This window comes from Aquimarina megaterium XH134, assembly GCF_000520975.1.
GTDB lineage: Bacteria > Bacteroidota > Bacteroidia > Flavobacteriales > Flavobacteriaceae > Aquimarina > Aquimarina megaterium.
Genome location: NZ_JACB01000049.1, coordinates 67477 through 80985, shown reverse-complemented (window position 1 = coordinate 80985; position 13509 = coordinate 67477). Strand labels below are relative to the sequence as shown.

6 protein-coding genes and 2 tRNA genes are annotated in these 13509 nt (G+C 34.3%); 3 read left to right on the top strand and 5 right to left on the bottom strand.

Annotation, left to right across the window (positions count from 1 at the left end):
- The 5 genes from Z053_RS0122600 to mutS all read right to left on the bottom strand — a co-directional run.
- Positions 1-3471 (bottom strand): condensation domain-containing protein (locus tag Z053_RS0122600; protein ID WP_025667239.1); only part of this gene is annotated, 3471 nt, incomplete at its 3' end.
- A 41-nt stretch (positions 3472-3512) separates the two neighbouring features.
- Positions 3513-4886 (bottom strand): aspartate aminotransferase family protein, encoded by a 1374-nt coding sequence (locus tag Z053_RS0122595; RefSeq protein ID WP_025667238.1) that lies wholly within the window; start codon positions 4884-4886, stop codon positions 3513-3515.
- Positions 4887-5998: 1112 nt separating this feature from the next.
- Positions 5999-6083 (bottom strand) — tRNA-Leu (locus Z053_RS0122590).
- A 21-nt stretch (positions 6084-6104) separates the two neighbouring features.
- Positions 6105-6176: transfer RNA gene (locus Z053_RS0122585), tRNA-Gly, on the bottom strand.
- A gap of 95 nt (positions 6177-6271) precedes the next feature.
- A complete protein-coding gene (gene mutS / locus Z053_RS0122580) occupies positions 6272-8863 on the bottom strand; it encodes a DNA mismatch repair protein MutS (RefSeq protein WP_035096593.1) in 2592 nt (863 codons plus the stop codon).
- A gap of 296 nt (positions 8864-9159) precedes the next feature.
- Here mutS and Z053_RS0122575 point away from each other — a divergent pair, with 296 nt between their 5' ends.
- From Z053_RS0122575 to Z053_RS0122565, 3 genes are all read left to right on the top strand, one after another.
- On the top strand, positions 9160-9693 hold the full coding sequence (locus Z053_RS0122575; RefSeq protein ID WP_025667235.1) for an RNA methyltransferase: 534 nt from the start codon (positions 9160-9162) through the stop codon (positions 9691-9693).
- Positions 9694-9849: 156 nt separating this feature from the next.
- Positions 9850-12045, top strand: a complete 2196-nt coding sequence (locus Z053_RS0122570) for a T9SS-dependent choice-of-anchor J family protein (RefSeq protein ID WP_025667234.1) — start codon at positions 9850-9852, stop codon at positions 12043-12045.
- A 133-nt stretch (positions 12046-12178) separates the two neighbouring features.
- The gene (locus Z053_RS0122565; RefSeq protein WP_025667233.1) at positions 12179-13507 is read left to right on the top strand and encodes a dipeptidase; all 1329 of its coding nucleotides are present in this window, start codon (positions 12179-12181) and stop codon (positions 13505-13507) included.
- Positions 13508-13509: the final 2 nt, after the last annotated feature.

Below are 13509 nucleotides of genomic sequence, written 5' to 3'. Positions count from 1 at the left end.
TCGACCCAAAATTAATTCCTCTTCCTGCTTTGGCAGCATCGATAAAGAATCTATAGAAGAAGTACTATTATTTACAATACTCTTTAACAATTCCTCATAATGAGATAACATACGTATTACCGTAGATTCCTTGAATAAAGAGGTTGAATATTCTATTGATAAATTAAGTGCTTCGGGAATATCCCGTACTTCTAGTGTGAAATCAAATTGAGATATGGTATGTTTTATCAGATGCTCAGAAAGAGTTATTTCTCCCAATTGAAACCCATCAAGATCAAAATGATCCTGAAAATCAAACATAATCTGAAATAATGGATTTTTGCCTAATTCTCTATTAGGAGATAATCGTTCTACAATCTTTTCGAAAGGAACAGATTGATGTGAATAAGCACTTAAGGTAGTATTTTTTATTTCTAGTAAAAACTCTCTAAAATCTGGGTTACCTCCTAAATCACTTCGTAATGCCAACGTATTGACAAATATTCCAACCAAATTAAAAACTTCAGCTTGTGTACGATTTGCAATAGGTGTTCCTATACAAATATCAGGCTGACCGCTATACTTATAAAGCAAAACTTTGAAAGCAGCAAGCATGGTCATATATAATGTTACGCCTTCCGATTTAGAGAATTGAAGTAAATCATTTTTCAATTCATGATCTATAACAAATGATACTTTGGCCCCTTTTCTATTGGGTTGCCCTACTACAGAAAAATCATACGGAATATTAACCTGAGTAACATTCTGTAAATGTTTTGTCCAATAGTTAAGTTTCTCTTCTAATGCTTTCTCTTGATTTGTGTTTCGTTGCCAAACTGCATAATCCACATAGCGTACAGGTAACTTTTCCAAATTGGGATGCTGGCCCTTCAGAAGTGTTTGATAACAAGAGATGAATTCTGAGAAAAATATAGGTTCAGATAATCCGTCTGCAGCTATATGATGCAATACAAATACTAATACATATTCTTTCTTTTCGGTTTGGAATAGTGTAACACGAATCTTAAGGTCTGAAGATAAATCAAAAGGAATATTGATATTTGCTTCAATCTCTTGTTCTAAATTTTGATGTTTCTCTAATATTTTATGGGTAACTCTAAATGAAAAATCCTCTAAAACCTCTTGATATAAAGTTCCGTTTTCATCTATATTAACTACAGATCGAAATGCCTCATGCCTAACAATTAAGATTCGTAAAGCTTCTTCTATACAAGAAATATCTGGAAGATCAGATAAATTAATTGCCCGATGCAGATGATAATCAATACTACCATATGTTTGGTCTATCAACCATAAACTTTCTTGTGCATAGGTCAATGGGATTCTAATTAACTTATCTTTAATTTTTGCGATGGTATCTTTGGCCTGGTTCTTATTTTTTGCATTTTCTAACTCAGACGATAAAAAGCCTGCACACTCTTCAATCGAAGGGTATTCTAGTAGCAATGAAGAAGGTGTATCTATCTGAAAATACTCAGATATTTTTCCAGCTATTCGAATTGATTGTATCGAGGATATTCCTAATTCAAAGAAAGAAGTGTTGGGTTGAATTTGATACAAAGGAAATTCAGTTTCTTCGCCCAAAATCATCATAATCCTATTAATTATCTTCGGATCTAAAGATTTTTTAGCTTCTAAGTTTTCTGAAACAGTACTATCGCTTTTAGCTTCTTTAATATCTCCTTTGATTCCTGAAGCAATCCATGTTTCTTTTACTTTTTCCAAAGTATCAGACTCATATGCTTTTTTTATAATCAATCGTTGGATTTTTCCGCTAGTAGTTTTTGAAACACCGCCGGGAGTTAATAATAATATAGCAAATACTGAAAGATCGTGAGTTTCTAAAATAGACTTTGCAATGGTTTTTCTAATTGAATCAACATCATAACTTCTTAGGCTTGTTCTTTTTATTTCTTGTGCGACAACCAATTTGTTTTCACCTTCTATTGTGATTGAAAAAGCAGCGCCCGCATTAACTTGTAGATCGGTATGAGATTCCTGCACTGTTTTTTCGATATCCTGGGGGTAATGATTCACTCCATTGATGATCATCATTTCTTTTAATCTTCCAGAAACGTAGAGTTCACTATTATTGATAAATCCCATATCCCCTGTTCTAAGATATTGACTACTTCCTTCTAGAGGTTCTCCTTTTTCATCTAGTATTTCGGCCTGAAACATCTCCTCAGAAAGGTCTGGTTTCCCCCAATATCCCTTAGCTACACTAGGTCCTTTAACCCATATTTCTCCTATTTCTTCTTCTAAGCATTTTCTTTTGGTATTTGGATTTACAATAACAATTCGCATATCCTGTAACATTGGACCATTTCCAACTAATGCTTTTACCTCATGCGAGCTTGATTTCTGTTGGGAACCTGAAGAGATTTTACCTTTTTCGAATTCATTTATATCAAGTTCTAAAAAGGAAGTTTCTTTATTCAATTTACTGAAGGTTACGGCAAGAGTTGTTTCTGCCATACCATAGCAAGGACAAATAGCTTCTTTGGTAATTCCTATTTTTTCAAAAGTGATTAAAAAATCTTTAATAGTTTGAGCACGTATAGGTTCAGCCCCATTATACATTATAGATAAAGAGCTTAAATCTATGTTATTTAGATCATCATCTTTAATTTGATGAACACATAAATCAAAAGCAAAATTGGGACCTCCGCTATAATTTGCTTTGTATTTCGAGATAATCTGAAACCACCTAATTGGTTTTTGTATAAATGCCTGTGGAGGAAGAATAATCATTTCTATTCCCATTGCTACGGCCTCTAAAATATTTCCGATCAACCCCATATCATGATAAATCGGTAACCAACTTACCCCAATAAAATCTTTTTTAAGGTTAAGACATTGACGAATCAATTCGGTATTATGTATAATATTTTTATGAGAAACCATAACCCCTTTAGGATTCCCTGTAGAACCCGAAGTATATTGTAAAAAAGCAACATCTTCAGAATCTACAGAAGGTAATTCTACAGATCTATGAGTTACTTGTGGTTCATCGGTTACACACCATAAAACCTCAGAAAAAATCTCATGCTCAAACCAACTTTTACATTTAGCATGTACTTTTTCTTCGGTAAGAATTAATTTTATGTCGCAATCTGTGGCTATATTTTCTAATCTCCCTATTCGCCTTTTCCCGGTAGGAGGAAATGCCGGAACTGCAATAACTCCGGCCATTAAACAACCAAAAAAAGCATCTGTAAAATTTAATCCAGATGGATAAAGAAGGAGTACTCTCTCTCCAGGTGAAACCAGTGTAAGGATTCTAGAAGCTATTATCATAGCATTGCTATGCAATTGCCCAAAAGTTCTTATATCTGTTTCTTCCTCGCCATTTTCAAGAAATCTATAAACGACTTTGTTTTCTTTTGTTTTTACATGTGTTTTGAATAGGTCTATTATCGTTTGATTATTTACATTTCCTTTTTCGACCGACTGGCTTTTAGATAGCATTAGTTTTTGATTTTTGGTTTTTTGAGAGATTCAATGTTTGATTATCCTATAGAGTGTTCCATGTTTTTATTAGTACAGATTGTAATTGCTTCTTCCAAAATTTCTATTGCAGCATCTACAATTTTGGTGGTAGTAATCAATGGAGGAACGAATCGTATTACGTTATTGTAGTGCCCGCCAACTTCAAACAGAAGTCCTCTTTTAAAGCATTCATCTCGGAATATTGTTACAAACTCTGGAAATGGTTCTTTGGTTAAAACATCTTTAACTATTTCTACTCCGATCATCATTCCTCTTCCTCTTACATCTCCAATAAAATCGAAGTCTTCTTGTAACTTGTACAGCTTTTTAATAAAATATTCTCCTATCTTTTTGGTATACTCTTGTACGTTATATTTTTCTATAAACTCCAACGCCCCCCGGGATGCAGCAATACTCACCTGATTGGCTCTAAAAGTTCCTATATGTGCAGCTGGCCCCCAGGCTTCTATTTCTTTTCTATAGATTAATCCTGAAATAGGAAAACCTATTCCTCCGAATCCTTTAGAAAAAGTAACTATATCAGGTACCGCCTTTGTGTTCATAAATTCTAAAAAGCTTCCTGTTCTAAAAAAGCCACTTTGAATTTCATCAAATATGACCAATACATCATTGTCCCTGGCAATCCTAACCAGTTCTTCCAGATAACCATCTTCGGGTACTATATTTCCTCCTTCACCTTGAATAGGTTCTACAAGAATTGCCGCTGGTTTAGATATTCCTGAATGCGAATTCGTTAATATATTTTTAAAGTAATCTATCTCATTATCTTTATCTGATACACTTCTGTATGGATAACTAAAGGGAGCAAAGTGTACATTCGGCATCAAAGAGGTTATATTATTTCTAAAATATGTATCCGAAGTCACAGCTAAAGCCCCAGAAGTCATTCCGTGATACCCCCCGGTAAAGGCTATGATGCCATCTCTTCCAGTTTTTATTTTAGCCAATTTGATTGCAGCTTCTACTGCATCTGAGCCTGTAGGCCCACCAAAACTCACCTTATAATCACGTCTTATATCTTTGGGTAAATGATCCAGTATTTTTTGAATTAACAACATTTTATTCTCTGTAGGAAAATCAAGTGCATGAATCAGTTCTGATTGCTGATTTTTTACATATTCTAAAACAAAATCATTACAATGCCCCACATTAAGTACTCCACATCCACTAAAAAAATCGATAAAAAGATTTCCATCTACATCTTCAATGATGCTTCCTTTTGCTCTTTTAATGGCGATTGGCATTTTTCTTGGATAAGAAACAATACTTCCTTCATGCTCTTGTTGGATATCCAACAGCACTTTTGATCGTTTACCAGGGAGTTCTGATGATACTATTTTGGCTTCTTGTGATAAGTGAAACTCTTCGAACATATTTTATTTTTTAGTTATTTAAAATCTGGAAATGACCTGTCTAAAGCGCATAACAGGATGTATGCGTTCTTAAAATTTGATCATATTTTTTATTTGAAACTTCTCTTTTACTATTAAAAAAGTTGTGATTTGGCGTCAATCAATAATCTTGAGACAAACTTGCGAAGTATACTTCCGAAAACACATCATGCTTTCGAGCTAAGCCATAGGGAATTAACCTCTCAATGAGAAATTAAGAGAAAATAATAGATATTAAGGAGGGAGAGGAATAGCTTCTAAGCACAAGATTAAGAAACACTACCTGTCTAAAAATACATTATTTGATTTTCCTTCAACAGGCTTTCTATTTTTCTTTTATGGCGTGCTTTTATATAAAACATACACCATTGGTTAGGTTTACTAATACACATATTCTTGGTTTTAAGAGTATATAGATTTATTTAATTAAGGATATAGCTTCGCCACATGACTCACAACTCCTTTTTAGTAAGAATTTTTATGAATCAAGATTATTGAAAAATAATTTTGAAAATAGATCAATTAAGTAGAAAATCATTTCATTTAATCAACCTTTTTATAATAAAAAGCAATGGGGTAGTTTGTCACTTAGCTTATAAGAGTAAGTCTTTTTCTAAATGCCATTTCAAATGTACAAATCTTAATCAACAGGATGTTTATGGTAAAACCGTATTTAAAAAAAACGCAAATAGCCAATATTTACAAAATACTGATATGCAGTAATTTGAGTGCGCTTAAACATTCTCATTCTAATATAATTTAACAAACAAATAACATTTTATTAACAAAAATATTTTTGTCAAAATTATTCATAAAAGTATCGTTTTTTCACACTCCATATTACCCAGAAACAGCGATTATATTTAATCCTGCATTTCTATAATCTTTCATAAACACAAAAAACAACTTAAAGAATATAATGCTTAGAAAAAGAGATGTGATTACATTAAAAATAAGATCAATCTCCTTTGAAATATGTTGCAGTTTATATATTCCTATAAATTGATTTAGCTATTTTAAATCTAAAAGAAGAAAAAAACAAGAAATGTCTAAAAACAAAGAAACCCTTTGAAAAATCAAAGGGTTATCTTAAGTACTGAAGGCGGGACTTGAACCCGCACGGCCTTACAGGCCATTGGATTTTAAGTCCAACGTGTCTACCAATTCCACCACTTCAGCTTGGTATATATTTTATCTCAGAGCGAAAGACGGGATTTGAACCCGCGACCCTCACCTTGGCAAGGTGATGCTCTACCCCTGAGCTACTTTCGCAGTATGTTAAGAACTTCGCAACTTGTTATTGCGGATGCAAATTTAAAACAATTCTAGTAATACCAAAGTCTTTTTACAAAAAAGAATAATTTTTTTTACACCTGTGACGCTTTCTTCCTGGTTAACATACGTTTAATCTCATTAAGTTTCATTAATGCTTCTACGGGAGTAAGCGTATCAATATCGATATCCAGAATTTCTTCTTTAATTTCTTCTAATAAGGGGTCATCCAAATTAAAGAAACTCAATTGCACTTTATCTTCTTCCTGCATCCCTTTAATCTTATCGGTAAGCTCTTCGCTACTATGCGATTTTTCAAGCTTCTTAAGCATCTTATTTGCTCTATGCAACACTTGTTGAGGCATTCCTGCCATTTTAGCTACATGAATTCCGAAGCTATGCTCACTACCACCAGGAACTAATTTACGTAAGAAAAGAACAGTGTCTTTTAACTCTTTTACCGATACATTATAATTTTTAATGCGGCCAAAGGTCTCACACATCTCATTTAACTCGTGATAATGTGTAGCAAATAAGGTCTTAGGCCTTGCAGGATACTCATGTAAAAATTCACTAATTGCCCAGGCAATAGATATCCCATCATAGGTACTGGTTCCTCGGCCAATCTCATCTAATAATACCAAACTACGATCAGATATATTATTTAAGATACTCGCAGTCTCATTCATCTCTACCATAAATGTAGATTCTCCCATAGAGATATTATCACTCGCTCCTACTCTGGTAAATATTTTATCAATCACTCCTATTTTTGCTTCTTCTGCAGGGACAAAGCATCCCATCTGCGCCAATAACACAATTAGTGCAGTCTGTCTTAATATTGCAGATTTACCACTCATATTGGGGCCAGTGATCATAATGATCTGTTGATTATCTCGGTCCAACAGAACGTCATTAGCAATGTATTGCTCACCAGGTGGCAATTGTTTTTCGATCACAGGGTGTCTACCATTTTTAATTTCCAAATCATATGATTCATCGATTAAAGGGCGTACATATTGATTTTCTGTAGCAAGCTGAGCAAAAGAGCATAAACAATCTAATTGCCCTATTAAAGTAGCATTTAGCTGTACAGGTTTGATATATTCACTCATCCAGAGTACAAGATCGCCAAATAATTGTTGTTCTAACGCTAGAATTTTTTCTTCGGCTCCAAGAATTTTGGCCTCGTATTCCTTAAGTTCTTCTGTGATATAACGCTCTGCATTTACCAAGGTTTGTTTACGAATCCAGGTATCAGGAACTTTATCTTTATGCGTATTTCGAACCTCGATATAATACCCAAATACATTATTCGAAGCTATTTTTAAAGAAGTAATGCCAGTAGTTTCAGTTTCGCGCTCCAGCATTTTATCCAAATAATCTTTACCTGAAAAAGCAATAGACCTTAACTCATCTAATTCTTCTAAATATCCATTAGCAATTGTATTTCCTTTCAACACATTTACAGGAGCTTCTTCATTTAAAGTCTCTTTGATTTTATTGCGTAATAGTTCACAGTCACTAAGAGTTTCTCCTATTACTTTTAGCGCTTCGTTATCACTATTTGATGCTTGTGATTTTATAGGCACAATTGCTTCCAAAGAGTTTTTAAGCTGAATAACCTCACGAGGATTTACTTTTCCGGTAGCTACTTTAGAAATCAATCGTTCAATATCTCCTATCTGCTTAATCTGATGCTGAATTTTTTGATGTAATGTTGTATTACTCAAAAAAAACTGCACTACCTCATGACGTTTTTGGATCGCAGTAATATTCTTAAGTGGTAATGCCAACCAACGTTTTAATGTACGACCTCCCATTGGTGAGATCGTTTTATCTATAACATCAAGTAAAGTGACTGCATTTGCTGCATTGGCGTGATACAACTCAAGATTACGTATTGTAAAGCGATCCATCCAGATATACTGATCTTCTGCAATACGGTGGATCCCTGTAATATGTTTTAATTTATGATGTTGGGTCTCACCAAGGTAATGAAGAATTACACCTGCCGCTATGATACCTTCTTGCAAGTGATCTATCCCAAACCCTTTTAATGTCTTTGTACCAAAATGTTTGTTTACAGTCTCATCTGCATAATCAGGTTTAAATACCCAATCTTCTATAAAAAATGTATGAAAGTCATGTCCAAAATCTTGTTCAAAATCTTTCTTTTTTGGCTTACTGATCAGAACTTCGCTAGGATTAAAGTTTTGCATTAACTTATCCATATGCGCTACATCGCCTTGAGCGGTAAGAAATTCTCCTGTAGAAACATCCAGAAATGCTACTCCCAATTCTTTTTTTCCATAGTGCAACGCACATAAAAAGTTATTGGTTTTGCTTTGTAACACCTCGTCATTAAGGGCAACTCCTGGAGTTACAAGCTCTGTCACCCCTCGCTTAACAATAGTTTTGGTCTGTTTAGGGTCTTCTAACTGATCACAGATAGCAACTCGCTCACCTGCTTTAACCAATTTTGGCAAATACGTATTTAAAGAATGATGCGGAAATCCAGCTAATGCTGTTTCCTGCTCACTTCCATTACCTCTTTTGGTTAAAACAATATTCAAAATAGCTGCAGCTTTAATTGCATCTGTTCCGAAAGTTTCATAAAAATCCCCTACTCTAAATAACAACAATGCATCAGGGTACTTAGCCTTAATAGCATTGTATTGTTTCATTAATGGAGTTACTTTTTTTCCGTTTTTTGCTGCCAATGAAGTATAATTTTATGAATCATGCTAAAGTAGCTATTCTTCTATTTTTTTTGAAATATAGCTGTTAGGAGTTATTCAATTTTATTCACAATTTTACTTCAACACAAAAAGAAGCATATAATGCATTAAATAAGTAACTACATATTTGTTATAAGTTATAATCAATCCATACTACAACCTGTTTCAAAAAACACAAAGAATTCTCAAAGTTTTATCGAGTATCAATCGTAGAATATGTGATAAATATTATTTTTGCGATAATGGAAGGAAGCAGAAAACTCAAAAATAGCGAACTCGATCGCAAAACTGTACAAGAATTTAAGGCATCAGAAAAGACTCCTTTAATTATCATCCTGGATAATATTAGAAGTTTAAACAATATTGGATCTGTATTTAGAACTGCAGATGCATTTTTGATAGAAAAAATATACCTCTGCGGTATAACAGCTACCCCTCCTCATAAAGATATTCAAAAAACTGCATTAGGAGCTACTGATACTGTAGATTGGGAATATCAAAAAGACACTTTAGCGCTTATACAGGATCTTAAATCACAGCATGTAAACATTTTATCTATCGAGCAGGCAGAAAATGCAACGATGCTAAACGACTTTATTCCAGAGCATAATCAAAAATACGCAATCATTTTTGGTAATGAAGTTAAAGGTGTCCAGCAGCAAGTTGTCTCAGAAAGTGATACTGTTATCGAGATTCCTCAGTATGGTAGTAAGCATTCTCTTAATATTTCGGTTAGTGCAGGAGTTGTGATCTGGGATATTTTTAATAAGCTATAGGAGGTTTCTACTATACTTATCCTTCTCTTTTCTGATATAGAATCCCAGTCCTGATCTATACTATTTTAACACAAAAAATAATTTTATAAGGGTTATTTATCTTTTTTACGTCTTTATTAATAAGAACTATTAAAAAACATTAACAAACTCAAACTTATGAAATTAAGAAAACAAGCAGTTGTTTTTCTCGCGCTCGCAATGCTAACAACAACACAATTCGGATTTGCTCAGGAAAAAGATTGTGGTGCAGAACCGCCTAAAAACTACGATACTTTTATGCTCAAACGCCTTAAATCTATTACCGATAACGGCAGTAAGGCTCTGGCAACACCTGTATCATTACCAATACAACATCATGTCTCGCGTAACTCGAGCGGAGGTTCTCCTGCAGTATCCAGCGCACAGATTCAAAATGTAATGGATGAACTAAATGCAACGTATGCTCCGATGAATATTTCATTTCACGAATATGCACCTACCAAATACATTGACAAGACCAGTTGGAATAATTCTTTTAATAAAAGCAATGACAGTCAACTAGTACAATATGAAGTTGCCGAGGCTATCAATATTTTTTACTTTTCTGAAGTAACTTCGGGCAGTTCTACCATCTGTGGATTTGCTAAATTTCCGGGAACCGGAAACCGAGCAATATTAGATGCTTCTTGCTCACAAAATGGCTCTACTTCTTCTCACGAATTAGGGCATTATTTTTCTATCCTGCATACGCACTCTACGTCTAATGGAAGAGAACTTGTACAACGAACAAACTGCTCTTCTGCAGGAGATTTTTTCTGCGATACCCCAGCAGATCCAAGACTTAGTAGCCTTGTTAATTCTAGCTGTAATTATACCGGAACAGCAACAGATGCCAATGGAGACCAATATCAACCCGATGTAAACAATGTAATGTCTTACACTCGTAAAAGTTGTCGTACAGGGGGATTCTCTAGTCAACAACAAAATGCTATTGTAGCATCATTAGAATCAGACAGAGCTTATTTAACCAGTCCAACAAATCCACCCGTATGCTCCACTATCAGTAATTTTCCGTATAGTGAAAGTTTTGAATCTGGATTAGGAGATTGGACTAATGCCACAGGAGATGATATCGAATGGACAAGAGACTCTAACGGAACTCCCTCGTCGGGAACAGGACCTTCTACAGCACAAAACGGCTCTTTCTACCTTTACACAGAAGCATCTACAAATGTAACCCCAGCCGGGAGTCCTAATAAAACAGCAATATTAAACAGCCCATGTATAGATTTACCTCAGGCTGGTAATATGTCTCTAGAATTTGGATATCACATGCTAGGTAGAGATATAGGAACTATAGAAGTTTTGGTAAGTACTAATGATGGAACATCTTATACTTCTATATGGTCACAAAATGGAGCCAAAGGAGACACCTGGAATCAAGCAACTGTTGATCTTTCTGGATATTCTGGTTCTGTAATTAGATTGCAGTTTAAAGGAACAACAGGAACGAGTTGGAGAAGTGATATAGCAATTGATAATATCAAAATCAAGGAAACTGTAACCAATCCTTCTTCTTGTAACGGGATTACCAGTTTTCCTTATAACGAAAGTTTTGAATCCGGGATTGGTGAATGGACACAAGAAACTAGTGATAATATAAACTGGACAGTTGATAGCAATAGCACGCCATCATCTAGCACAGGGCCTTCTTCTGCAACTAATGGTAGTAATTACATCTTTACCGAAGCTTCTGGTAGCGGAAATGGATTTCCTAATAAAGTAGCTTTATTAACAAGTCCTTGTGTAGATTTAACCAGTGAATCAAATGCAGAACTTAGCTTTGATTATCACATGTATGGATCAAATATGGGTACTTTAGAAATACGTGTATCTACCAATGATGGTGTAAACTGGACCACTGCCTGGAGCAAAAATGGAAACCAGGGAAATAGTTGGAGTTCTCAAACCGTAAACTTATCTGCTTATAGCGGATCTACAATAAAATTACAACTTAAAGGAACTACAGGATCTAGTTACAGAAGTGATATGGCTATCGATAATTTAAAAATTACTTCTGGTTCTGCAGATAGTGATCTCACTGATAATGAAATCCGTACAGCGAATCCAAAGATAAGTATCTATCCCAACCCTATTGCATCTGGTTCTTTATCTATCCAACATCCTGGATTCTCGAAAAATGGAGGAAAAACACAAATCACCATTACAGATTTTTTAGGAAAAACAATTGACATAGTAGATTCTAATAACGAAACTACGGCTTACGATGTTAGTAATCTAAGTAACGGTGTTTATTTTATAATCATTAATAATAAAGAAGGACAAGTAACTCAAAAATTTATCAAAAGATAAGATTTGTTTAGTTTTTTTTGAATGTACCCTAACTGCCCGAAAAAATTTTCGGGCAGTTTCTATTATTAAAAATATCATCTGGAATTTGTTTTGTAAGTTTATAACGTTATAAAACACATAATCACATCTAATTATGAAAAACTTTTCAATTTTTGCTGCTATTGTACTCTTACTTATTTCATGCAAACAAGAGAATATGAAAAAAGATACTTCTACAGAAGATCAATCAACCATTACAGAGGATCAACTTATCGCCAAAGCAAAAGAAATTCATAATAAAGTCATTACTCTAGATACTCACTGTGATATTAATGTAAAAAACTTTACAGATTCTATAAATTACACTCAGGATCTTAGTTCACAAATCACTTTACCAAAAATGAAAAAGGGTGGATTAGATGTTGCCTGGTTTATTGTTTATACGGGACAAGACTCTCTAACAACTAAAGGCTATGAAAAAGCGTACGAAATTGCAATGTCAAAATTTAAGGCTATTCATAAACTAGCAGAAGAAATTGCACCAGATCAAATTGAACTAGCCTTAACATCTAATGATGTTCGTCGTATTCATAAAAAAGGAAAAAAAGTAGCTATGATTGGTATCGAAAATGGATATCCCGTAGGAACCGATATTAGTAATGTAAAGAAGTTTCATGACCTTGGTGCCAGATATATGTCACTTTCTCATAATGGGCATAGCCAGCTTTGTGATTCTAATACTGGTGAAGCAGATGGCATTTGGTTGCATAATGGCTTAAGCGATCTAGGGAAAGAAGTTATTACAGAAATGAATAAAACAGGGATTATGATAGATGTTTCCCACCCTTCTAAAGAATCTATGCGACAAATGATCAAACTTACCAAAGCTCCGATCATTGCTTCTCACTCTTCTGCAAGAGCATTATGTGATCATAGTAGAAATCTGGACGATGAACAATTGCAATGGTTAAAAGAAAATGGTGGTGTGGTTCAAACCGTAGCTTTTACCTCATACTTAAATACAGAGAAGTTTGAAAAACGAAATGAGAAAGAAGTCGAAATAGCCAAGCAGATTGCTGATTCTATGGGAGTAACCTGGATAGATCGAAAAGAAATAACTAAGCTCGGTACAGAAGAAAAAGAAAAGTACTATGATTTTTACATGAAAATGCTAACGATTCGAAGAGAAAAAGTAAAGAAAATAGATGATCTTCCTCCTGCTGTAGATGTTGTAGATTTTGTAAATCATATTGATTATATGGTTAATAAAATTGGCATTGATCATGTAGGGATTAGCTCTGATTTTGATGGTGGTGGTGGAATTGAAGGTTGGAGTGATGCTTCTGAAACATTTAATGTGACTCTAGAACTGGTAAAACGAGGGTATACCGAAGAACAAATCGAAAAGTTATGGAGTGGAAATCTGCTACGTGTTCTTGATGAAGTGCAAAAAGTAGCAAAAGAGCTAAATCAAGCAGGATAATA

Bases quoted from the DNA above. Each gene is read 5' to 3' on its own strand.
- Z053_RS0122565 (WP_025667233.1), top strand. From the start codon at position 12,179: ATGAAAAACTTTTCAATTTTTGCTGCTATTGTACTCTTACTTATTTCA.
- Z053_RS0122575 (WP_025667235.1), top strand. From the start codon at position 9,160: ATGGAAGGAAGCAGAAAACTCAAAAATAGCGAACTCGATCGCAAAACT.
- mutS (WP_035096593.1), bottom strand. From the start codon at position 8,863: ATGAAACAATACAATGCTATTAAGGCTAAGTACCCTGATGCATTGTTG.
- Z053_RS0122570 (WP_025667234.1), top strand. From the start codon at position 9,850: ATGAAATTAAGAAAACAAGCAGTTGTTTTTCTCGCGCTCGCAATGCTA.
- Z053_RS0122595 (WP_025667238.1), bottom strand. From the start codon at position 4,886: ATGTTCGAAGAGTTTCACTTATCACAAGAAGCCAAAATAGTATCATCA.